Consider the following 22,760-nt stretch of genomic DNA (forward strand, 5'->3'; position numbering starts at 1 on the left):
AAGTTGCAAATGTGTCGGGCCAAACTTCGTGCGGGACTTTCGTCCACTTGCCATCATAGGACAAGATGACATCATTCTTTTTGAAGGTGTGCAGCTCATCTACCCGGACACGACCTGTCTTCCCGTTCGGATATCTGAAGAAGATGAAATCTGTTTCAGAGCCTGACTCAGAAGTTTATGCGATCTGGCAGTGGCTTGCGATGAGGCGGGTGAGGCGGCGGATGTGGGCGATGGTAGTCCATGCGGTGGAACTTTCGATAGTTCTTTCCCAGTCCTTTGCGAGCCGTCGACATCTGCCGAGCCAGGCGAAGGTGCGCTCGACCACCCAGCGGCGCGGGAGCAGAACAAAGCCCCTGGCGGTGTCGCAGCGGCGCACGATCTCGAGCGTCCATTGCCCATGCCCTTGAAGCGCGCCGATGAGCTTGTCGCCTGCGTAGCCCCCATCGGCGAAGAGGTGGCGCAGCCACGGGAAGCGGTAGCGGATTGCCTTGATGAGATCGACCGCCCCGTCGCGATCCTGAATGCTGGCAGCGTGGATGGTGACGAACAACATCAGTCCGAGCGTATCGGTGATGATGTGACGCTTGCGTCCCATGATCTTCTTGCCCGCATCGTAGCCCCGTGGGCCGCCACTCTCGGTGGTCTTGACGCTCTGGCTATCGATCACCCCGGCGCTGGGGCTGGCCTCGCGCCCTTCGATCTGGCGCGCAGCCATCACCAGCAGGTGATTGATCGTCTGCCATAGGCCGCTGTCGCGCCAGGCATAGAAATAGCGTTGAACCGTCGAGAGCGGAGGGAAATCCTTGGGCAGCATCCGCCATTGGCAACCGCTTGTTGCCAGATAGAGGATCGCGTTCATCACCTCGCGCAGGTCGGCGCAGCGCGGCCTGCCGCCAGGTTTCGCGGGCGGCAACAGAGGCTCGATCAAGGCCCACTCGGCATCGCGCAAATCGCTTGGATAACGTAGACCCGGGCGGCTATGCTGCTGCCGGGAGGTATCGGTCCACATCGCTTATTCCTCGGTCGTTTCTGGCGAAACCCCGGAATCAGCGATGCACCAGCGCGTCAAGCGCAACCAGCTGATATCTCCCAACTACTTTTGAAGACAGGCTCTCAGGCTCAATATGAACGATCTTTAGAAGATCACCGAGTGTTTCGTCGTCGGCATACTGGCTCATTCGGGAAGGTTACAGGCAACTCAGCAGAGGCAGAAGGCCTTGCGGCAGAATAAGAGTGGAGAATGGGTATCGAGTTTGCCGACCAAGGAGAACCTGACCAGAGCGTAAGACCTGCGTACAAGTGCGTCTAGCGACGGACCTATGACTGGCAATCTCGAAAGGCTATGATTCGCGCATGACCTCTGACGCGAAATCTATTGGAAAGGCAGCGATTGGCCGGATGCGGAATGCCGCAGGCAGTGCGACCATACCCCCAGAATGCGGAAGCATCGTCGCGATAAAGATCATCGACGACCGCATGTTTATGCTTTCGCAGCGGTGTCTAACCTCCGGTGTATTCGCCGACCACATTGATCCAGATCGGACAAATCCAAATCTACCACAGATTATTCAACAGAAAGAATTAGAGTTCGGGGCCGACCATCATTTTGTTCGCAAGACTGCGGGCGCGGCATTCGAACTTGCTGATGCCACGTATCTACCTGAGACTGTGCCTCCCGACGCATTGCTCCGTATGTCGCTAGAGGTATCGAGTTCAATGGCGTCAGTCGTTGAGGTGGCAAACGACCTGAGCAGTCATCAGGATCAGATGAGAGAGGCCAGCAAAGCTCAAAAGCTCTCGGCTGCATACGTACCTCGCACACCGAACCTCAAGGGCAAGGTACGCCAGAGCCTCGCGGCGCTGCGTGATGTTGAGATCGCAATTAAAGGATTGACCACGCTATTTTTCCCCAAGGGCTCGAACAATGAACCTTGGGATGCGAAATTCTTGCAAGCAATGACGGAAAAGCACGGCGAGAATGCGGAACTTGATGCTTGGAAAAATGCAGCTTGGGAGGTCTTGGCGGGCGTCGCAAATCATCGACACGCGATGATCCATCCAAACGAAAATAAGTGTGTGATAATACGCGATTATGAGCTTCAGGCTGACGGTTCACTCCTAGCTCCCACTATCGAAATCACTCATGAGGCAAGCGCGGTGACAAGGCGTGATGTGGTTCAGTTCCTCGAGACCCAAGTCGGGGACCTCGCAGAGGTGTTTGAAGCCATACTCGGCTATGTATGCGATCTAAAAGTGCGCACCGTTATTCCGCAATTCGAATCCCATGTCGTAGCGCTTCCGAACGGCGAAACGCAGCGCGGCTCTCACATGGTCTGGAGGACAATCGCGAAGGAAGGGGCGCCTTTCGGAGGTCCGAAGGCGAACGCCGATTGAGTCTCTGAGATTGTCAGAACTGGATGTTAGGACGATTGGGAAGCTTCTGTGGATTGCGAACTTCACTTCATTCTGTGGTCAAAACTTCCCTGTTTCAACACTATCACTATACCCCCCGGACTTGATCCGGGGTGGTGCTGCTTTTAGCGCGGCACCGAAGAAGCCCGATCCCGGATCAAAGCCCGGGATGACGTGGGCGTTTGAGTGGGGAGGTTGTATGCGGGCATTGGCGATGAGTATCCTGACCGGGCTGCTTGCTGTGGGCCTCGTGGCAGCACCTGCGATCGCGCAGACTGCGACGGCAGAGGAAGGCCCCGGCCCGCTCGCGCCGCGTGACGAATGCACCGGACTGCCGGGGTATGCCGAGTTCCACCAGCGGCTGGAGCGCGCGATCACCTTGCGCGATGCCGATGCGCTGATCGCTCTGACCGATCCGGACGTGACGCTCGATTTCGGGGGCGGCTCGGGCGTGGATGAGCTGCGCAAGCGGCTCGATGCCGGGGCCTATAACAGCTGGCGCGACCTTGCCGATGCGGTGCAGCTGGGCTGCGGTATCGGCGAGGATGCCGCGCAGGACACGGATTACATCGCCTTCCCATGGTATTTCACCAAGACCTTCGGTGGGGAGGTGTTCGAAACCGTGATCGTCACCGGGGTCGACGTGCCGCTGCGCTTCGCCCCTGCCGACGACGCGCGCGTGATCGAGCGGATCAGCTGGGACTGGGCGCTGGTTCGGTATGACGACCAGTATGTCGACGGGCCCGAGGAGACAGACCAGCAGACCGGCTATCAGGCCGTGATCACGCAGGATGGTGCCGCGGGCTATATTGCCGACCATGCGCTGCGCAGCATCGTCGACTACCGGATCGCGGTGAACCGGATCGACGGGAAGTGGACGATCACCGCCTTCGTTGCGGGCGACTGATCGGGCGCGGATCAGCCTCCAGCGTCGCCCCGGGCTCCGACCCGGGTTGGTGCTTCTCCAAACGCTGCCGGGGTAGAAGCGGGATCCCGGGTCGAGCCCGGGATGACGAGGGTGGCGGGGGGCTGCGCGGATTTCCTACATCTCACGCATCGGCTACACCGCAATCGCTCTTTGCAATCATTGGCTTCCCCGGCGTGCCTAAGAGCCTGACTCAGAAGTTTATGCGATCTGGCAGTGGCTTGCGATGAGGCGGGTGAGGCGGCGGATGTGGGCGATGGTAGTCCATGCGGTGGAACTTTCGATAGTTCTTTCCCAGTCCTTTGCGAGCCGTCGACATCTGCCGAGCCAGGCGAAGGTGCGCTCGACCACCCAGCGGCGCGGGAGCAGAACAAAGCCCCTGGCGGTGTCGCAGCGGCGCACGATCTCGAGCGTCCATTGCCCATGCCCTTGAAGCGCGCCGATGAGCTTGTCGCCTGCGTAGCCCCCATCGGCGAAGAGGTGGCGCAGCCACGGGAAGCGGTAGCGGATTGCCTTGATGAGATCGACCGCCCCGTCGCGATCCTGAATGCTGGCAGCGTGGATGGTGACGAACAACATCAGTCCGAGCGTATCGGTGATGATGTGACGCTTGCGTCCCATGATCTTCTTGCCCGCATCGTAGCCCCGTGGGCCGCCACTCTCGGTGGTCTTGACGCTCTGGCTATCGATCACCCCGGCGCTGGGGCTGGCCTCGCGCCCTTCGATCTGGCGCGCAGCCATCACCAGCAGGTGATTGATCGTCTGCCATAGGCCGCTGTCGCGCCAGGCATAGAAATAGCGTTGAACCGTCGAGAGCGGAGGGAAATCCTTGGGCAGCATCCGCCATTGGCAACCGCTTGTTGCCAGATAGAGGATCGCGTTCATCACCTCGCGCAGGTCGGCGCAGCGCGGCCTGCCGCCAGGTTTCGCGGGCGGCAACAGAGGCTCGATCAAGGCCCACTCGGCATCGCGCAAATCGCTTGGATAACGTAGACCCGGGCGGCTATGCTGCTGCCGGGAGGTATCGGTCCACATCGCTTATTCCTCGGTCGTTTCTGGCGAAACCCCGGAATCAGCGATGCACCAGCGCGTCAAGCGCAACCAGCTGATATCTCCCAACTACTTTTGAAGACAGGCTCTAAGACGCGCATCTGTCACCCTGTCGCAATTCGCGCGCCGCAGGGCATTGTTTCTCTTGGAGAACGTCGCCGCCCCTGCCGGGTGACACCCGGGTGACACCCGGGTGACACGTGTCACCCTGTCATCCTTCGAGGCTGGCGAGCACCTCGTAGGCCAGCACCGCTGCGGCCACCGCCGCGTTGAGGCTGTCGGCCCGGCCGCGCATCGGCATGGTCACGCGCAGGTCGCACGCCGTCTCGTAGGCTTCGGGCAGGCCCTGCGATTCGTTGCCGACCATCACGAAGCATGGGCTCGCGTAGGGCGCGCCGCGATAGGGTACCGCCTCGCGAAGGCTTGCCGCGACCAGCTGGCCCGGTCCTTGACGCAGCCATGGCAGGAATTCCTCCCACCGCGCGCGCGCCAGATTTTGCGTGAAGATCGCGCCCATGCTGGCGCGCACGGCCTCCACGCCGAAGGGATCGGCGCAATCGTCGATCAGGATCAGCCCGCCTGCGCCCACTGCATCGGCGGTACGCAGCATGGTGCCCAGGTTGCCGGGATCGCGCAGCGCCTGCGCGACCAGCCAGATCGGCGCGGCATTTCGGTCGATCCGGTCGAGCGAGGTATCCCACTCGGCAAACGCGCCCGCGACGGCCTGCGGATTGTCCTTGCCGGTGATCTTGGAAAGAATGTCGGGCGTGGTCTCGATCACGTCGCCGCCCGCCGCCTCCACCGCGTGTTCCAACGCGTCGATCAGCGGATGGGGATCGCGCTTGCTGGCCATCACCAGCACTTCCGGCACACGGCCCGATTCGCGCGCATCGGTCAGCAGGCGCAGCCCTTCGGCGAGGAAGCGCCGCTCGCGCTGGCGGTGCTTCTTCTCCCGCAGCGAACGCAGCGCCTTGATCGTGGGGTTGGAATAGCTGGTGATCTCGCGACGGGGCATGACGGATGTGGGGGAGGGGAGGCGCGCGCGCCTACTCTTCGCCGAAACCGGTTTCGACCAGCTGGGCGATCTCGGCCATCGCCGCCTCGGCATCCTCGCCCGCGACGATCAGCTCGATCTCATCCCCGCGCGCCGCGCCCAGCATCATCAGGTCGAGAATCGAACGCCCGTCGACCGCGCGCCCGTCCTTGGCGACCTGGATCTCCGTCGCCTCGGGCCAGCGGGTGGTCACCTCGACCAGCTTGGCGCTGGCCCGCGCGTGCAGGCCGCGCTGGTTGACGATGGTGATGGTCTTGCGCAGCTCGCTCATTTGCCCGCCGCCTTGATCTCGTCGCTCGGCCGGGCGAGGAATTCCGAAGCGATGGTGATGTAGTTGCGGCCCGCATCGCGTGCCGCGCGCACCGCCTCTGCCACCGGCATCGCCTCGCGTGCTCGCGCCAGCCGGATCAGCATCGGCAGGTTGATCCCGGCGATCACCTCGACCCGCCCTTCCTCGAGCAGCGAGATCGCGAGGTTGGACGGTGTGCCGCCGAACAGGTCGGTCAGGATGATCACGCCTTCACCGCGATCGACCTCGCCGATCTGGTCGCGAATCTGGGCGCGGCATTCCTCGGCATCGTCCTGTGGACCGATGCAGACCGAGGAGATCGCGTCCTGCGGGCCGACGACATGCTCCATCGCTGCCACGAATTCGCGCGCGAGCTGTCCATGCGTCACCAGGATAAGGCCAATCATGGTGCCCGTGTCTATAAGCACACACGCCCAAGGCAAGGCCCAACGAGAACGCCGGGGTGCCTCATGCGGTCTGCATTTCCACAGTATCGATCGCCCGGCTCGCCAGATTGCGGTGGCTGATCGTGGGCGAATAGCCCGCATCGCGCAGCGCAGCGGCCATCCGCTCCGCCGTGTAGACCGACCGGTGACGCCCCCCGGTGCAGCCGAATGCGATGTGGACATAGCTTTTGCCCTGCGCGCCGTATCGGGGCAGCAGGTCCATCAGCAGCTCTCGGATGCGGGTGAAGTTGTCCTCGAATCCGTCGGTCTGGTGGAGGAAGTTGGCGACATCCTCGTCCAGCCCGGTCTGCTCGCGCAGATCCTCGACCCAGTGCGGATTGTCGAGGAAGCGCATGTCGAACACCAGATCGGCCAGCGGCGGCATCCCCCGGGCGAAGCCGAAGCTGGACACGGTCACCGCGATTTGCGGTGCGCCATCGGTGCCGAAGTTCTGGCGGACGAACTGTTGCAGCTCGTTGGTCGCCAGCTGGCTGGTGTCGATCAACATGTCGGCCCAGCGGCGTAGGGGTTCGAGCAGATCGCGCTCGGCGAGAATGCCATCGAGCGCGGTGCGGCCATGGGCCAGCGGATGGCGGCGGCGCGTCTCGTTGTAACGGCGCTCAAGCTCGGAGCTGCGGCAATCGATGAACAGGGTCGAGAGGGCCAGATCCTCGCGTTCCTGCAGGCTCTTGACGATTGAGATGACGGTTTGCGGCTCGAACCCGCGGGTGCGCGTGTCGAACCCGATCGCCAGCGGCACGCGGTCTTCCCCGGCGAGCACTTCGCGCACCAGCGGGCGCAGCAGGCGGACGGGGAAGTTGTCGACCGCCTCCCAGCCGAGATCCTCCAGCACGCGCAGGGTCGTCGTCTTGCCCGCGCCGGACATTCCGGTGACCAGCATCAGTTTCTGCGGTTCGCTCATGCGCGCTACTGTGTCCGTTGCGGGGCGCCACCTGGCGCGGGCCTATCGCCTAACGCGTATTATAGCGCGGGATAAGGCCTAATGCGCGCGCCTAGCCAGTCGGCGAGTCATCCTCCGGCGCGAGGGGGAGCGTCAGGACCAGACAGGCGCCGGGTTCACCATCGGGCCGATCGGCTGCGCGCATCGTCCCTTCGTGCGCTTCGGCGATGGTCCGCGCGATGGCGAGGCCCAAGCCGCTGTGATGGCCGAAATCTTCTTTTTCGGGCCGGTCGGAATGGAATCGCTCGAAGATCTTGTCACGGGCTTCGGGTGGGATCCCGGGACCCGAATCCATCACCATCAGCGACAGCGTGTCGTCCTGCCGCGCGATAACGATCCGGATCGTGCCGCCTGCGGGCGAGAAGGAGACCGCATTGTCGACCAGATTGTCGACCACCCGTTCCAGCCGTTCGGGTACGCCGACCACGCGGGCGCTGCCGCGAGGATGTTCGAAAGCGATGTCGCACCCCTGGTCGAGCCCGCGATTGCGCCGCCGCTCGATGATATTGCCGACCAGCACGGTCAGATCGACCATGGAGAAGGTCGCGCGCGACATTTCGGCATCGATCCGGCTGGCGTCGGAAATCTCGGTCACCAGCCGGTCGATCCGGCGGACATCGTGGATCGCGATGTCGAGTAGCTGGGCGCGTAGGGCAGGGTCTTCCACCGTGCCGAGCGACTCGGTCGCGCTACGCAAGCTAGCGAGCGGGTTCTTGATCTCATGCGCCACGTCGGCCGCGAAATGCTCGACCGCGTCGATCCGGTGGCGCAGCGCGTCGGTCATGTCTGCCACCGCGCGGGCGAGCATTCCGATCTCGTCGCGCCGGTCGGGCAGGCGCGGCACCTGCACCTCGCGCTCGCGCCCCAGCCGGACGCGCTGGGCCGCCTTGGAGAGGGTTTGCAGTGGCGTCACGATCGTCCGCGCGAGGAACAGGGAGAGCAAAATCGATGCCGCCAGCGTCACGAACACGCCCGTGCCCAGGGTGGAGCGTGCCCGGCGGACCGATTCGGTAATGTCGACCGCGTTGCGGGTGGTCAGCAGCGTGGTGCCCTGCAATCCCACCGGAGCGGCTGCGGTGATGACGGGCGTGCGGTCCGCAGCCTGACGCAGCTCGATCTGCGAGATGCCGAGTTCGCGGGCGCGCTGCAGTTCGGGCCAGGAATCGGCATTGTTCGATTCGGGTTCGTTATAGCGGGGCACCGGCTGCGCGCTGACAACCGTGTCCACGATTTGGTCGAGGAAACGGGCGAAGCGCAGCTCGAACGGGTCGTCGGTTGGATCGTCGAGGGTGAAGGTCGGCTCGCCCAGTTCGAAACTGTCGGCGATCAGTTTGCCCTCGGGATCGAACAGGCGCAGCCGCATGTCCTGTTCCTTGCCGATTTGGAGCAGCAGCGCGTCCTGCCGCGCGCGGGTCGCCCCGGCCAGCGCCTCGGCAGTGATCTGCGCCTCGATCCGGGCGAGCTTGTAGCGTTCGTCCAGCAGCTGGGCGCGGTAGGAATCGAGGTAGACGATCCCGCCGCCCAGCAGCAGCAGCGGGAGGATGTTGACCGCGAGGATGCGCGCGGTGAGCGACAGGCGCGAGAACACGCCGCCGCCTTCCAGCGGGCGCGGGATGCGGCGCACGCGGACGCGGTCAGCCATGGGCGCCAGTTTTGGGCAAATCAGCCATCGCTGAAGCTATAGCCGGCCCCGTACAGCGTCTCGATCGCGCCGAAGCTCGAATCGACTTGGCGGAATTTCCTGCGCATGCGCTTGATATGGCTGTCCACCGTCCGGTCGTCGACGAAGACGTCGTCCGGATAGGCGGCATCCATCAGCTGGTTGCGGCTCTTGATGACACCGGGACGGTGGGCGAGCGCTTCGAGCAGCAGGAACTCGGTCACGGTCAGCGAGACCGGCTTGCCGTCCCACGTCACCTGATGGCGGGCCGGGTCCATCGTCAGTCGCCCGCGGGTGAAGCTGGCGCGCGCCTCGCTCAGCCGGCTGTCGGCGCTGCCCTCCGGCGCGGCGTCTTCCAGCCCGCTGCGACGCAGGATCGCGCGGATGCGGGCGACCAGCAGGCGCAGCGAGAACGGTTTGGAGATGTAATCGTCCGCGCCCATTTGGAAGCCGGCTTCCTCGTCCCGCTCGTCATCCTTGCTGGTCAGGAAGATGACCGGGAGGGCGGATCGTTCGCGCAGCTTGGCGAGCAGTTCCATCCCGTCCATGCGCGGCATCTTGATGTCGAACACGGCAAGGTCGGGGGGATTGTCGGTCAGCGCGCGCAGCGCAGTCTCGCCATCGGAATAGACGCGCGTTTCGAACCCTTCGGCCTGCAACGCGATCGAGACCGTGGTCAGGATATTGCGATCATCGTCGACCAGCGCGACGACCCGGCGCCCTCCGGCCGCGGTGGCGGGGGCGGATGCGCCGCTGTGCGTTTCGCTGGGATGTGTCTGCGGGTCCATGCCGGGCACCAGTTTCCTCTTCTTGCGCCGGAAATAGCGTGTGTGTGCTCTATCCACAACGCACCGGCAGGCGATGGTGCACCGATTGATGATGCGCGGACGCCCGGTTTGACGAGTCGGGCAGGCGGGATTATGCGCATTCTCGTCCAGACCCTGCATTCGTATGCATCGACTGCAGTCGTCCGGTTTGACGGCCCGGTTTGACGGCGATCCGCCAGCCGCGCGATCATTGTATCATTCAGGAGAACGGCCGCCGTGCCCGCAGCTTTGTCCCACACCCTTGCCGACCAGGGTATCACGACCAGTGCCACCATCCACGCCAACCTCGATTCCGCGCAGCTGACCGAGCATGCGCTGACCAATGGCGAGGGACGCAAGGCCAAGCACGGGCCGCTGGTGGTCGAGACCGGCAAGCACACCGGACGCAGCGCGAAGGACAAGTTCATCGTCCGCGACGGTGAGACCGAGAGTACCGTGTGGTGGGACAACAACGCGTCGATGACGCCCGATCACTTCGCCGCGCTGAAGGAAGATTTCTTCGCCGCGCTGGGCGACAAGGACGCGCTGTATGTCGCTGACCTGTTCGGCGGTTCGCAGCCCGAGTATCGGGTGAACGTGCGCGTGATCAACGAACTCGCCTGGCACAACCAGTTCATCCGCACCCTGCTGGTCCGCCCGACCGCCGAGGAACTGGCCGGCTTCGTTCCCGAATACACGATCATCGACCTGCCCAGCTTCAAGGCTGATCCCGAACGCCACGGCTGCCGCAGCGAAACCGTGATCGCGGTCAATCTTTCGGAAAAGCTGATCCTGATTGGCGGCACCAAATATGCGGGCGAGATGAAGAAGAGCGTGTTCGGCGTGCTCAACTACCTGCTCCCGCCCAAGGGCGTGATGCCGATGCACTGTTCGGCCAATATCGGCCCCGACGGCAAGACCGCGGTCTTCTTCGGCCTGTCGGGCACCGGCAAGACCACGCTGTCCGCCGATGCCAGCCGCACGCTGATCGGCGATGACGAGCATGGCTGGTCGGACGATGCGGTCTTCAACTTCGAAGGCGGCTGCTACGCCAAGATGATCCGCCTCAACCCCGAAGCGGAGCCCGAGATTTTCGCCACCACGCAGATGGAGGGCACCGTCCTCGAAAACGTGGTGATGGACGAGAACGGCGAGATCGACCTCGACGACAACTCGCTCGCCGAGAACACGCGCGGCGCTTATCCGCTCAGCTCGATCCCCAATACCAGCGAGAAGAACCTCGGCCCGGTGCCGAGCAACGTGATCATGCTGACCGCCGATGCCTTCGGCGTGCTGCCTCCGATCGCGCGGCTGACGCCCGATCAGGCGATGTACCACTTCCTGTCGGGCTACACCGCCAAGGTAGCGGGCACAGAAATCGGCGTCACCGAGCCTGAAGCGACCTTCTCCACCTGCTTCGGCGCGCCCTTCATGCCGCGCCACCCGAGCGTGTACGGCAACCTGCTCAAGGAACGGATCGCCAAGGGCGAGGTCCAGTGCTGGCTGCTCAACACCGGCTGGACCGGCGGCAAGTACGGCGTCGGTTCGCGGATGCCGATCAAGGCGACCCGCGCGCTGCTCAATGCCGCGCTCGAGGGCAAGCTCGACAATGTCGAATATCGCAAGGATGCCAATTTCGGCTTCGACGTGCCGGTGAGCGTGCCTGCGCTGGCCGAAAACGGCATCGACCAGACGATCCTCGACCCGCGTTCCACCTGGGCCGACAAAGACGAATACGACGCGACCGCAGAAAAGCTGGTCCAGCTGTTCGTCAACAATTTTCAGCCCTTCGCCGCGCATGTGGACCAGGGTGTGCGCGACGCTGCGCCGCAGCCCACCCGCCAGGTCGCCTGATCGCAGGCACACGACTTTCCCGGTTGGAGAGGAGGGGCCCCGCACGGTGAAAGCCGGAGCGGGGCCCTGATTTTTTCAGCTGGATCGGCGTGAAAACCGATGAAATTACTGGAAGTTAGTTTGGGTTCTTCAAGCCGCCGGTCAGCGTAGTCCGTTACATCTCCCACGCAGATCGCGAGACCGAAGATGTGGCGAAAGGCCTGCGCACAATGACCCGTTATCGCCTCCGCTTTGCTGCGGATGATACTCACGCGGAGGAAACCCGCGAGTACGAGAAGGGCGACGGGGCATTCGTGTTCTGGCTCGCGGAAACGATCGACGGGCGCGAGATCGACATCTCCGCCGATGCCGAGCCGCTTTGCCGAGTAAAGCGATCGCGCGCCGACAAGGGGCTCTGGATAATCAGCAGGCCGTCGCACGCCTCGCGGCCCTAAATTCGACATCTAACCGCGCTAGCACACGGTTCGCATTGCTGAACGAAGGAGCCGTTGATGAGCCTGTTCGATTCGATTCTCAAAAGCACCGGCGGCGCGCCGGACGATGTGGTGAACCTGGCCGACAAGCTGGGCATCGATCCGGTGATGGCGGAAAAGGCGATCGCGGCGCTCAGCCAGGCGCATACCAAGCCCGGCGACACGGTCGATCTGGCAGCCGCCAAGACCGGAATGGACACCGGCATCCTCAGCCAGATCGTCCAGCAAATCGGCGGTGAAGGCTCGCTTGGCGAATATGCCCGCCAGTTGCAGGAGCATCCGCAGGCGGCGAGCATTCTCAAGATGCTGGACATGGACGGCGATGGCGACGTGATCGACGACATCACCGGGATGGCAGGCAAGTTCTTCGGCAAAAGGTGACCGGCACGGCGCAAAGGCCTGCATGCTTCAGCCGCGGGTCAGGTTTGCTGGCGCCATTTCCGGCGCGATGATGAAACGCATTTCCGCTCTCGTGCTTCCGCTGGCGGCGGCCTTCCTCGCGCCGCTGCCCGTGCATGCACGGCAGGCGGGGGAGGCCCAGGCCGAACCCGCGCCTGCACCCTCTGCAACGATCTACGATGCTCAGATCGTCGCGCGCTATCCGCACGATCCGGCCGCCTTTACCCAGGGCCTGCTGTGGCACGACGGGCAGCTTTACGAGAGCACCGGGCTGGAAGGACAATCACAGATCCGCAGGGTGGATCTGGCGACGGGCGAGGTGCTCGCCGCGCAGGCGATCCCGGCGGATCAGTTCGGTGAGGGCATGGCTCTCTGGGGTGACGAGCTGGTCAGCCTCACCTGGATGGACCGGGTGATCCACCGCTGGTCGCTCGACACGCTGGAGCCGGTGCGCAGTGACCCGTTCCCGTTCGAAGGCTGGGGCCTGACGGCGATGGACGGCATGCTGGTCGCATCCGACGGCAGCGCAACGCTGCGCTTTCTCGACCCCGAAACCTACGCGGTCGAGCGTGAGGTGGAGGTCACGCTGGATGGCAGGCCGATCGCCCGCTTGAACGAGCTTGAGGCGGCCGACGGGCTGATCTGGGCCAACCAGTGGTACAGCCAGGTGATCGTCGGGATCGACCCGGCGGATGGCACGATCCGCCGGATCGTCGACCTGAGCCCGCTGGTGGCCGAGATCGATGCCGCGCAGAACGGCGCGGTCCGGAACGGCGCGGTGCTCAACGGGATTGCGCATGATCCGGCCAGCGATCGCTGGTTCGTCACCGGCAAGCTGTGGCCGACCATGTTCGAGGTGCGGCTGGTCCCGCGCGAGGCGGAGCCGGACGCCAGCGCCACGGGCGGCTAGGCCGCCGCGCCGATCGCCTCCGCACGGCGCAGCTGGTCGACGTGGGACCAGATGCGGCTGACCACGACCGACCCTTCACCGACTCCGCTGGCCACGCGCTTTACCGATCCCGCGCGGACATCGCCGACCGCGAAGATGCCCGGCTTGGAGGTTTCGTAAGGGGAGTCGCGGCCGACCTTCTCCCCCGTCAGCACGAAGCCCCGCTCGTCCAGATCGATATGCTCCGCCAGCCATTCGGTGTTGGGAGCTGCGCCGATCATGATGAACAGCGCGCGGGATTCGATCCGTCGCTGCCCATCGGGGGTGTCGAGCGTGATGGCATCGAGGTGATCCTCCCCGTGCAGCTGCGAAACCGTGGTCTCGTAATGCAGCTGCACCCGGGGATCGGCCTCCAGCCTGCGCGAGAGGTAGTCCGACATCGAGGCGGCGAGCGAGGTGCCGCGCACCACGACGTGAACGCACTTGGCTGTGCGCGAGAGGTACATGGCAGCCTGCCCGGCGGAATTGCCTCCGCCGACGACCACGACTTCGGTATTGCGGCAGAAGCGCGCTTCCATCTCGGTCGCGGCGTAGAACACGCCAGCGCCTTCCAGCTCTTCCAGTCGCTCAATGGGGAGGCGGCGATATTGCACGCCGGTCGCGACCAGCACCGTGCGGGCGCAGAGCCGCTCGCCATGGTCGAGCGTGGCGCAGAAGGTGCCGTCGGGCATCTCCTCCAGCGCCTCGACCCGGCGCGGCATGGCGAAGCGGGTGCCGAATTTCAGCGCCTGAATCTGCCCGCGATAGATAAGGTCTGATCCGCTGATCCCGGTGGGGAAGCCCATGTAATTCTCGATCCGGCTGCTGGTCCCGGCCTGCCCGCCGATGGCGGTATCCTCCACCACCAGCGCGCTCATCCCCTCCGCGCCGGCATAGACTGCTGCCGCTACGCCGGACGGGCCAGCGCCCACGATCAGCAGGTCAACCGTTTCATCCTCTCCAATCGCCAGATCGAGGTTGAGCGCCTGCGCTAGGGCGCGCGGGCTCGGGTCGTCGAGCGGGCGATCCTTGCCCAGGATCACTGCCGGCTCGTGATCGACGAGGCTGCACAACCGGCTGGCTTCGGCGTCACTGCTGTCGAGGTCGTAGCTTTGGAAGGGGATGCGGTTGCGGCTGAGGAAGCGTTCGCATTGCTGGATGCGCGGATCGCGGTCCGCGCCGATCAACTTGATCCCGCTGTTGCTCTGCTCGAATTGCCGTCTCCTGCGGGCGGAGAACACGGTGATGATATGGTCGGAGAGTTCGGGCACCCGCGCCATCAGCTCCAGCATGGCATCGCGCGGAGCCTCGATCGTGCGCGTCGGCTTCGCGGCGCGCATCCCCAGCATGTTGGTGCCGCCGTTGAGGAAGGCGATCTCGCCCATGAACTGCGTCGGGCCGAGCGTGGAGGGCACCATGCGTTCGCCGCTGAACGGATCGACGACTTCGATCTCGCCCTCGATCACATAGACGAAGCGGTCCATCGGCGAGCCAAGCTCGGCCACCATTTCGCCCGCCGCATAGCTGCATTCGCGCCCGATCTCGCAGATCGCCGCGACATGCTCATCCGCCAGCGGAACCCGGCGCATGGTTTCGAGATCGTCTCCGAAAGTTTCCATCGCGCCCGGTTCCTGTCATGCGCCGCTACCCGGCGCTGGATATATAGCGTGTGACGGTCTTTTCCACGACGTCGAGCGGGGAATTGCCGCCGAGGATTACCGCCGTGTTGAAGCCTTTGAAATCATAGGCGTCGCCCATTTCGCGCTTGGCCCGCTCGCGCTGGCGGACGATCTGCGAATGGCCGATCTTGTAGCCGCAAGCCTGGCCCGGCCAGCTGCAATAGCGATCGACCTCGCTCGCCACTTCCTCCGCCTTGCTGCCGTTGCGCTCGACGAAGAACTGGCGGCCCTGTTCGCGGGTCCAGCGCTTGTGGTGCAGCCCGGTGTCGACCACCAGGCGGCAGGCGCGGAAGGCGAGGCTTTGCAGGTAGCCGAGGCGGCCGACCTGGAAGTCGTCGTAGGCGCCCAGCTCGTCGGCCAGTTGTTCGGCATACAGCGCCCAGCCTTCGGAGAAGGCGTTGAACGCCAAGATGGAGCGGATCAGTGGCAGGCGGTTGGAGAAGGTGCCTTCCCACGCGTGGCCGGGGATACTCTCGTGATAGGTAAGGTCGGCGAGGTCGTATTTGCGGTGCAGGTCGGTGGTGCGCAGGTTGATCCACATGCGCGCGGGGATCGACCCGTCCTTGCTGCCCGCGCCGCCATAGGCACCCGGTGCGCCGGGTTCTTCGGCGAGCGGCAGGCGACGCACCTCTACATTGGGCTCGACCAACTCGTTGAAGGCGCGCGGCATCTGCGCGGTGATCCAGTCGATCCGGTCATGGATGAAGTCCATGATCTGCTTGCGGCCCGGATCGCCCTCGGCAAATTTGTAGCGCGGATCAGTGGAGAGCTTCTGCATCCGCTCGCCCACAGTACCGCTGTCATAGCCGATGTCGCGCAGGATCGGGTCCATCCGCGCGTGCAGCGCTTCGAGTTCCTGCAGCCCCTGTTCGTGAATTTCGTCGGGCGAGAGCGTGGTCGTGGTGCTGGCCTTGAGCGCCCAGGCGTACCATTCCGGCCCGCCGGGCTGCGCCCACATGCCCGCGTTGGACTTCGCCCGCGCGCGCTCGGCCTTTAGCTCGGCGAGCTGGCGCTGGAGCGCGGGGACGATTGACTGCTCCGTAATCCGCCTGGCGGACTTCATCGCGGCGGCGCGGATCTCCTCGGGCGCCTTTTCCAGCGGATTGACGTAATCGTACGGCGCCGACTCGATGCTCGCTTCCATCGCGGCAATCGCCTTGTCGAGCAGGAAGTCGGGCGGAATCACGCCGAGACTGCGCGCCTTTTCCAGCCGCTCCAACTCACCGTCCAGCGCGTCGTCCACATATGCCAGCCGCAACACATAAGCCGCTGCGTCCGTCTCTTCCGCGAGCGGCTGTGTGGAATCGAAGAAGCGCGGCATGTCGAGATAGGTCCCGACATTCTGGATCACGACATATGGCGCGTTGCGCCAGCTGCCGACCGCGACATCGCCGTAGGGCAGGTCGAAGCCTTCGGCGGCGGTCGAAAAGGCGCTGCGCACGACTTCGAAACTGGTCTGCTGGTCGGGGGTGAGGCCGCTCTCGTCGAGCCCCTCCATCTGGCCGACGACCCAGCGCAGATAGGCGCCGTATTCGCGCTGACCCGAAATCGACTGGTCTTCCAGCATCGTGCGCCACGCGGAACGATTGCCGGTATCTACGCCGAGACTGGTCGCCCGCTCAGGCTCGTATCGCAGCATCCCGTAGGCGACTTCGTCGAGCCATTCGTCGGGCGCGAGGGTCATGGATCGCAGCGAAGGGCCGGTGCGGCTGGCGGCGCAGCCACCCAGCGTCAGGGCGGTTGTGGCGGTGAGCCCGGCAAGGGTCTGGCGACGGGTGAGGGAGAATGTGCTCATGCAAACGGGTGTGACGCCCCGCGCCACACCCGTCAAATCTTTGCTTCGCGTGTGCTACTTGAGCAGTTCGGGAGGCACATTGCCGCCGTGGTCTGCGATTTCCTGCATCACCCGCTTGTGCAGCCAGATATTGTCTTCGGCGGTGCCTTCGTAGTCGCTACGGCCCAGTTCGCCAGCCAGCTGCTTGCGGTTCTCGTAGCTCGGATCGATGCTGAGCAATTTGAGGAGATCGACGATCGAGGTCCGCCAGTTCAGCTTGTCGGAGCCTTCGATCTTGTCCAGTCGCTCTGCCACGTCGACTGTGCTGGTCGGCTCGAATTCTACGCCCGAATTGTTGAACGTGTCTGTTGCCGGCGTGGTCGCCGGGGCGGTGGAGGTTGCCGGTGGCTGCTTTTCGGTCTTGTCGTTGCCGAAGATCGCATCCTTGATCGAACCGAAAATACCCATGACCAGCTCCTGTGGCTACTCGCGGCAGGTGTGCCGCACTCTGACAGAAAGCTTCGCGCACACAGCCGTTCCGCATGGGCACAATCCGGTGTAGGCGAAACGCATGCTCAACCTCGTCCTCTCGCTGCTCGTCCTCGCCGCATTTGCCCTTATCGGCGGTGCAGTCATTCTTTTCCGCCGCGGCTTTCGCAAGCAGGCGGGGCTGATGGTGGTTGCGGCGCTGGTCGCGCTGCTCAACGTGGCGATCTGGACCATCCCCGATTCCCAGGGCCGCGCGCCGGTGAACACCGCGACGACCGAGGGAATCGGAGAGTAGGCGAAGCGGTTATCAGTCGGGCAGCTGCCAGCGCACCGCGCCGTTATAGCTGCCCGCGACCGCGCGGCCCTCGCCGTTCTTGGCCGGATCGAACCGCGCGCGCCGGGTGACCAGCTGGCAGGTCGCCTCGTCCAGCGCGGCGACGCCGGAGGACTTCGTGACCGAGCAGCCTTCCACGCGGCCACTCGCTCCGACATTCAGCCTGAAGCCGACCGTGCCCGCGTAATCGCGCGCGATCCAGCTGCTGCGATAGTCGCTCTGCGTCACCCAGGCGCGCGCATTGTTCGCGGGGCGGGCGGACACCGGATCGAAGCTGGGCGTAGGCTTGGGCGGCGGAGGCGGCGCGAGCGTCGGGGCGATGCTGGGCAGCGGCAAAGGCTGCGGCGGCGCAGGCGGCAGGATGATGCCGCTGGAGTCGACGCGCGGCGGATTGGTCGAGACATCCAGCGGCGGCTTGGGGGCGACCACATCGCGTGCCGAGGGCGGGGTTTCGACCTGCGGCTGATCGACCGGCTTGGGCGGCGGCGGGGGTGGCGGCAGCTCGATCTGGCCACCTTCGAGTGGCGGCTGGACGATCTTCTCGAACTCGCCCGTCGCGAGGCCGTAGATCAGCAGCGCGCCGATACCGGCATGCACTCCGGCCACACCCAGAATGGCGGGGAGCCGGTTCTGCGTCTGGTTGGCATAGGTGTAAGCCATGGACATCTCTCCTGTTTTTTCCGGGCAGCTTGGGACTGCCTCCGAGGAGATGATACACTATGACTATTAACAGGCGCTAGATGGTATAACGTTTCAAATCAGGATCGAATTGCGACACGGCCTGTCGCCCCGCGCGGGCCGCGCGCAGGGGGACAGGCGATTGGCGGTGTCGGGCGGGGCCCTCAGCCCTGCGCGATCAGCGGATCGGGCAGGACGGATCGAGCCGGAAATCGAGGTAGTTGTTCACCGCACCCATCATCTCGTCGTGCTCCTTCTCGAAGAAGTGGTTCGCACGCGGGATTTCCTCGTGGTGGATGGTGATGTGCTTCTGCGTCCGCAGCTTCTCGACCAGCTTGGTGACCGCGGGCGGGGGCACCACCGTGTCGGCCGCGCCGTGGACGAAGATGCCGCTGGCGGGGCAGGGCGCGAGGAAGCTGAAGTCGTACATGCTCGCCGGGGCGCCGACCGAGATGAAGCCGCGGATTTCGGGGCGGCGCATCAGCAACTGCATGCCGATCAGCGCGCCGAAGCTGACACCGGCCACCCAGGTGACTTGTGCTTCTTCATGGATCGACTGGATCCAATCGAGCGCGCTCGCCGCGTCGGAGAGTTCGCCGATGCCGTTGTCGAAGCTGCCCTGGCTGCGGCCCACGCCGCGGAAGTTGAAGCGCAGCGTGGCGAAACCGCGATCGACGAAGGTCTTGTACAGGCTCTGCGTGATCCGCTCGTTCATCGTGCCGCCGCCCTGCGGGTGCGGGTGGAGGATCAGCGCGACCGGTGCACGCGGGCGCGGCGGGGGCGAGAAACGGCCTTCGAGGCGGCCTTCGGGGCCGGGGAAGATGACGGTGGGCATGGGTGCTGGGGTCCGGAAATAACTGGGCTGGCACAAGCGCCATCGGTTTGGGCGGTGGCGCGCGCGAGGTGGGCGGCTATATAGGCTTTATGCCGCATTTCGCAATTACTTCGAGCATCTCTTGAGCAAGCCGCGCGTCTATCTCGACCATGCTGCCACCTCACCCCTGCGGCCCGAGGCGAAGGCCGCGATGGAGGAAGGGTTTGCGATCTGGGCCAACCCCTCGTCTCCCCATGCCGAGGGCCGCAAGGCCAAGCAGGCGCTGGAGGATGCACGCGCGCGGGTGAAGGCGGCGCTTGAGTGGGACGGCGAGGTGATCTTTACCTCCGGCGCGAGCGAGAGTGCATTGCTCGCTTTCGATCATGCCGCTGTGATCAATGAAGCCGTAAGCGTGGTCGAGCATGATGCCCTTCATTGCTTTGTCGAAAGCCGTGACGTCGCTTCGATCCCGGTTGGGGAGGCTGGTGCCATCGATCTCGAGGCGCTCGCCAAGCTCATCGAGCCGTCGCCCATCGTTGAAGGAAAAGAAAATCGTTCTCTCGTGGCTGTTCAGCACGTCAATTCGGAAACCGGGACGATCCAGAACATCGAGGCGATAGCCGAAGTGGTTCGCGACCACGGAGGGCTGCTGCTCGTCGATTGCGCACAGAGCGCTGGGAAAATGCCGCTGCCCGATTGCGATATGGCCATCGTCTCGGCCCACAAGTTCGGTGGACCGATCGGCGTTGGCGCGCTGCTGGTGCGCGACTTCGCGATGCTCAAGCCGAGCGGTGGTCACGAACGCGGATATCGGCGGGGGACCGAGAACCTCCCCGATATTCTCGGCATGGCAGCTGCGCTAGAGGCAGGAGATATCGAGAATTGGGCTACGACAGTCGAGCAGCAATTCGACTTCAAGAACGAGCTTTTCCGACAGGGTGAAGTTCTGCGGATGGGCATGCACTGCTCTCACATCATCGCTGTTGCCCACCCCACGATGAGTGCGCAGGCGCAGCTAATCCGCCTCGACGCCAAGGGCTTTGCCGTCTCGGCGGGAAGCGCGTGTTCCTCGGGCACGCTCAAGAAGAGCCGCGTGCTCGACGCGTTCGGGGTTTCCGACGATGTCGCCGCGCGCACGATCCGCGTCAGCATGGGGTGGAGCACGACGCCCGAGGAACTGGAGGCGTTCGCGCAGGCTTGGGGCAGTCTCACCTGAAACCCCGCCGTCACCCCGGACTTGATCCGGGGCGGTGCATCCTTTTGTCTCGTGAACGAAGAAAGCCTTGCCCCGGATCACGTCCGGGGCGACCTATCGGGTAGGATGAGAGCACGTTCATGATCTACCTCGACTACCAGGCCACCACTCCGCTCGCGCCCGAAGCGCGTGACGCGATGCTCGCGTGGCTCGGCGGGCCCGACTCCGACACTTTCGGCAACCCGCACTCGCCCCACCGCATGGGCCGCATGGCGGCCGCAGCGGTCGAGGTGGCGCGCGAGCAGGTGGCGCAGCTCTTCCCGCCCGGAGGGCAGGTGATCTTCACCGGCAGCGCCACAGAGGCGATCAACCTCGCGATCCGGGGCAATGCCGCAGCCCGCTCCGGCGAGCACATCGCCTTCAGCGCGATCGAGCACGCGGCGGTGATCGACACGGTCAAGGCGATCGGCAACTGGACCGAACTGCCGGTCGGCGCGGACGGGGTGATCGCGCCCGACGTCCAAATGCCCAAATATGTCGGTCTGCTCTGCGTGATGCAGCTCAACAACGAGATCGGCACGATCCAGCCCATCGCCAAGATGGCTGGCCGCGCGAAAGAAACCGGCGCGCTGCTGCTGGTTGACGGGGTACAGGCGGCGGGCAAGATGGCCCTCCCGCCAGAGGCCGACATGATCGCGGTCAGCGCGCACAAGCTGCACGGACCCAAGGGGATCGGCGCGCTGTGGGTGCGCGACGGCCTGTCGCTGATCCCGCATGTCGAGGGCGGCGGGCAGGAGCAGGGGCTGCGCTCGGGCACGCTCTCGCCCGCTCTGTGCACCGGGTTCGGCGCGGCGGCGGCGCTGGCAGTGGAACGGCAGCAAGAGGACGCGGCGCATGTCGAAGAGCTGTGGCAGGTCGCCCGCGATGTTTTCTCCGGCTGGACGCTCAACGGCAGTGCGGAGCAGCGCTGGCACGGCAACCTCAACATTCGTCGCGACGGCCTCGACGTCGCCCGGCTGATGAGCGAATGCCGCGAAGTCATGTTCTCCGCCGGGTCCGCCTGCGCCAGCGGATCGGGCCGGACCAGTCATGTGCTGCGCGCCATCGGGCTCAGCGATGCGCAGGCGAAATCCTCGATCCGCCTCGGCTGGGGGCGTTACACCACGCGTGAGGATATGCAGCGCGCGTGCTCACTCATCATTCAAGCGGCGGAGAGCCAGGCATGAAGGTCATCTTTCACAAGGCGGACGGGCAGCGGGTCGAGGCGGAGGCGCAGGCGGGCGACGTGCTGCTGCGCGTCGCGCAGGCGGCGGGGATGCCGCTCGAGGGCACCTGCGAGGGGCAGATGGCCTGTTCCACCTGCCACGTGCTGGTCGCCAAGGAATGGTTCGCGCAATTGCCCGAGGCGAGCGAGGACGAGGAAGACATGCTCGACCTCGCCTATGGCGTGCGCCCGACCAGCCGCCTCTCATGCCAGATCACGCTGACCGATGCGCTCGACGGGATGGAGGTCACCATCCCAGCCGATGCGCATGATATGAGCGGGCGCTAGTCCGTGCTGGCGGCGCTGTCCTCGCGCCGCCGCAGCCAGCGGAACAGGCGCCACAGGCCGTAACCGATCAGGCCGAGCGGCAGAAAAATCGTCAGCAGCAGAATCAGCCCGCCGATCACATTGCCCGCGACCGGCCCGATCGAGCTTACCGCCCTGCGGATCGGTTCGACAAAGCCGCCGGGACCTGCGCCCTCGCTCTGGTAGGTCACGGTGATCCGTGAATAGGCGACGCGGCCGCGCATTTCCTGCAGCCAGCTGCGCGCCTGGTCGATCTCTTCGTTGACCTGCGCGACGCCGCGTTCGGCCTCGACCAGTTCCTGCACGCTGCCCTTGCGGGTGCGCAGCACCTCCATCAGCCGGTCGCGCAGCACGTCGCGGCTACGCAGGCGCGCTTCTGTATCGACGATCTGTTTCGACAGATCCTCTCCCTCGATGGTGGAGGAGACCTGCTCGCCGCCTTCGGCCTCGACGGCGCTGGCCAGCTTGCGCCCGAAATCGCGCGCCTTGTCCGCCGCGACCGAAAGCTCCAGCTCGCCATAGCCGTAGTCATCGTCGGCCCCGCTCTGGCTCATTGAGCGGACCTGACAGGTCAGCGGGCCGAGATGGGCGCACATGTCGGCATGGCGTTCCTGCAGGGGCGCGATTGCGTCTCGCTCCACCCGGAAGCCGTAGGAATAGACATAGGCGATCTTGGGCGCAGCAGCGGGGATGTCCGGGGTGGAGATCGCCTCGCCCGCTGAGCTTTCCGCCATCGGTGCCTCCATCGCGTCCGCTTCGGCGACATCCATCGTGGTGACGGCTTCGGTCGTCTCGGAGGCGGAATTGTCGGAACACGCGGCCAGCGCGAGGGCGGCGGCGGACACGAGAAGCAGCGAAGAACGAAAAGCCATCAATTCTCTCCCCATTCGCAATGTGGTCATCACATTATGGCCATAATCGTGCCCCATTCTCGCCACATTGGCAAGCGCGGAGTAAAAAGCCCGGCCGC

At 64.6% G+C, this 22,760-nt stretch carries 24 protein-coding genes; 10 read left to right on the top strand and 14 right to left on the bottom strand.

Annotated features, from left to right (window positions below):
* Nucleotides 1–175: 175 nt before the first annotated feature.
* Nucleotides 176–1,009 (bottom strand): IS5 family transposase, encoded by an 834-nt coding sequence (locus VO57_008070; protein ID XBL71276.1) that lies wholly within the window; start codon nt 1,007–1,009, stop codon nt 176–178.
* 344 nt (nt 1,010–1,353) lie between these two features.
* Here VO57_008070 and VO57_008075 point away from each other — a divergent pair, with 344 nt between their 5' ends.
* Nucleotides 1,354–2,394: a hypothetical protein gene (locus VO57_008075; protein XBL71277.1), complete on the top strand. Its 1,041-nt coding sequence runs from the start codon at nt 1,354–1,356 to the stop codon at nt 2,392–2,394.
* A gap of 232 nt (nt 2,395–2,626) precedes the next feature.
* Nucleotides 2,627–3,319, top strand: coding sequence for a hypothetical protein (locus VO57_008080; GenBank protein ID XBL71278.1), 693 nt, complete (start codon nt 2,627–2,629; stop codon nt 3,317–3,319).
* A 219-nt stretch (nt 3,320–3,538) separates the two neighbouring features.
* Here the strand turns inward: VO57_008080 and VO57_008085 are convergent, their stop codons facing one another.
* The 7 genes from VO57_008085 to VO57_008115 form a co-directional block, all read right to left on the bottom strand.
* Nucleotides 3,539–4,372, bottom strand: coding sequence for an IS5 family transposase (locus VO57_008085; protein XBL71279.1), 834 nt, complete (start codon nt 4,370–4,372; stop codon nt 3,539–3,541).
* Between the two features lie 226 nt (nt 4,373–4,598).
* Nucleotides 4,599–5,402, bottom strand: a complete 804-nt coding sequence (locus tag VO57_008090) for an RNA methyltransferase (GenBank protein ID XBL71280.1) — start codon at nt 5,400–5,402, stop codon at nt 4,599–4,601.
* A gap of 31 nt (nt 5,403–5,433) precedes the next feature.
* Complete coding sequence (locus VO57_008095) at nt 5,434–5,712, bottom strand: HPr family phosphocarrier protein (protein XBL71281.1); 279 nt, start codon at nt 5,710–5,712, stop codon at nt 5,434–5,436.
* A complete protein-coding gene (locus VO57_008100) occupies nt 5,709–6,137 on the bottom strand; it encodes a PTS sugar transporter subunit IIA (GenBank protein ID XBL71282.1) in 429 nt (142 codons plus the stop codon). The genes VO57_008095 and VO57_008100 overlap by 4 nt, the downstream gene beginning before the upstream one ends.
* Nucleotides 6,138–6,198: 61 nt before the next feature.
* Nucleotides 6,199–7,098 carry an RNase adapter RapZ gene (rapZ, locus tag VO57_008105; GenBank protein ID XBL71283.1) on the bottom strand — a complete coding sequence of 300 codons (900 nt, stop codon included), beginning with the start codon at nt 7,096–7,098 and terminating at the stop codon, nt 6,199–6,201.
* 91 nt (nt 7,099–7,189) lie between these two features.
* Nucleotides 7,190–8,779 (bottom strand): stimulus-sensing domain-containing protein, encoded by a 1,590-nt coding sequence (locus tag VO57_008110; protein XBL71284.1) that lies wholly within the window; start codon nt 8,777–8,779, stop codon nt 7,190–7,192.
* A 20-nt stretch (nt 8,780–8,799) separates the two neighbouring features.
* Nucleotides 8,800–9,585, bottom strand: a complete 786-nt coding sequence (locus tag VO57_008115; protein ID XBL68112.1) for a response regulator transcription factor — start codon at nt 9,583–9,585, stop codon at nt 8,800–8,802.
* Between the two features lie 255 nt (nt 9,586–9,840).
* On the opposite strand from VO57_008115, the gene VO57_008120 reads away from it, so the two are divergent.
* The 4 genes from VO57_008120 (at nt 9,841) to VO57_008135 (ending at nt 13,239) form a co-directional block, all read left to right on the top strand.
* On the top strand, nt 9,841–11,457 hold the full coding sequence (locus VO57_008120; protein XBL68113.1) for a phosphoenolpyruvate carboxykinase: 1,617 nt from the start codon (nt 9,841–9,843) through the stop codon (nt 11,455–11,457).
* A gap of 209 nt (nt 11,458–11,666) precedes the next feature.
* Entirely contained in the window at nt 11,667–11,891 is a 225-nt protein-coding gene (locus VO57_008125; GenBank protein ID XBL68114.1) for a hypothetical protein, read from the top strand.
* A 57-nt stretch (nt 11,892–11,948) separates the two neighbouring features.
* Complete coding sequence (locus VO57_008130; GenBank protein XBL68115.1) at nt 11,949–12,311, top strand: hypothetical protein; 363 nt, start codon at nt 11,949–11,951, stop codon at nt 12,309–12,311.
* Between the two features lie 70 nt (nt 12,312–12,381).
* On the top strand, nt 12,382–13,239 hold the full coding sequence (locus VO57_008135) for a glutaminyl-peptide cyclotransferase (GenBank protein XBL68116.1): 858 nt from the start codon (nt 12,382–12,384) through the stop codon (nt 13,237–13,239).
* Here the strand turns inward: VO57_008135 and VO57_008140 are convergent.
* From VO57_008140 to VO57_008150, 3 genes are read right to left on the bottom strand one after another with little or no spacing between them, the layout of a single operon-like run.
* Complete coding sequence (locus VO57_008140; protein XBL68117.1) at nt 13,236–14,876, bottom strand: FAD-dependent oxidoreductase; 1,641 nt, start codon at nt 14,874–14,876, stop codon at nt 13,236–13,238. The genes VO57_008135 and VO57_008140 overlap by 4 nt on opposite strands.
* A gap of 25 nt (nt 14,877–14,901) precedes the next feature.
* Complete coding sequence (locus VO57_008145) at nt 14,902–16,731, bottom strand: DUF885 domain-containing protein (protein ID XBL68118.1); 1,830 nt, start codon at nt 16,729–16,731, stop codon at nt 14,902–14,904.
* Nucleotides 16,732–16,785: 54 nt separating this feature from the next.
* Nucleotides 16,786–17,178: a DUF3597 domain-containing protein gene (locus tag VO57_008150; GenBank protein ID XBL68119.1), complete on the bottom strand. Its 393-nt coding sequence runs from the start codon at nt 17,176–17,178 to the stop codon at nt 16,786–16,788.
* Nucleotides 17,179–17,281: 103 nt separating this feature from the next.
* Here VO57_008150 and VO57_008155 point away from each other — a divergent pair, with 103 nt between their 5' ends.
* Complete coding sequence (locus tag VO57_008155) at nt 17,282–17,494, top strand: hypothetical protein (GenBank protein ID XBL68120.1); 213 nt, start codon at nt 17,282–17,284, stop codon at nt 17,492–17,494.
* A gap of 12 nt (nt 17,495–17,506) precedes the next feature.
* Here the strand turns inward: VO57_008155 and VO57_008160 are convergent, their stop codons facing one another.
* Nucleotides 17,507–18,193, bottom strand: a complete 687-nt coding sequence (locus VO57_008160) for an energy transducer TonB (GenBank protein ID XBL68121.1) — start codon at nt 18,191–18,193, stop codon at nt 17,507–17,509.
* A 196-nt stretch (nt 18,194–18,389) separates the two neighbouring features.
* Nucleotides 18,390–19,046, bottom strand: a complete 657-nt coding sequence (locus VO57_008165; protein ID XBL68122.1) for an alpha/beta hydrolase — start codon at nt 19,044–19,046, stop codon at nt 18,390–18,392.
* Nucleotides 19,047–19,167: 121 nt separating this feature from the next.
* On the opposite strand from VO57_008165, the gene VO57_008170 reads away from it, so the two are divergent.
* The 3 genes from VO57_008170 (at nt 19,168) to VO57_008180 (ending at nt 21,772) form a co-directional block, all read left to right on the top strand.
* Complete coding sequence (locus VO57_008170) at nt 19,168–20,241, top strand: aminotransferase class V-fold PLP-dependent enzyme (GenBank protein ID XBL68123.1); 1,074 nt, start codon at nt 19,168–19,170, stop codon at nt 20,239–20,241.
* 119 nt (nt 20,242–20,360) lie between these two features.
* On the top strand, nt 20,361–21,446 hold the full coding sequence (locus tag VO57_008175; protein ID XBL68124.1) for a cysteine desulfurase family protein: 1,086 nt from the start codon (nt 20,361–20,363) through the stop codon (nt 21,444–21,446).
* Nucleotides 21,443–21,772 carry a 2Fe-2S iron-sulfur cluster-binding protein gene (locus VO57_008180; GenBank protein ID XBL68125.1) on the top strand — a complete coding sequence of 110 codons (330 nt, stop codon included), beginning with the start codon at nt 21,443–21,445 and terminating at the stop codon, nt 21,770–21,772. The genes VO57_008175 and VO57_008180 overlap by 4 nt, the downstream gene beginning before the upstream one ends.
* Here VO57_008180 and VO57_008185 read toward each other — a convergent pair.
* On the bottom strand, nt 21,769–22,662 hold the full coding sequence (locus VO57_008185; protein XBL68126.1) for a DUF4349 domain-containing protein: 894 nt from the start codon (nt 22,660–22,662) through the stop codon (nt 21,769–21,771). The two genes, VO57_008180 and VO57_008185, sit on opposite strands and share 4 nt — an antisense overlap.
* Between the last annotated feature and the right edge of the window lie 98 nt (nt 22,663–22,760).

It is taken from the genome of Citromicrobium bathyomarinum, from assembly GCA_001306305.2.
In the GTDB taxonomy this organism is placed as follows: Bacteria; Pseudomonadota; Alphaproteobacteria; order Sphingomonadales; family Sphingomonadaceae; genus Alteriqipengyuania; species Alteriqipengyuania bathyomarina.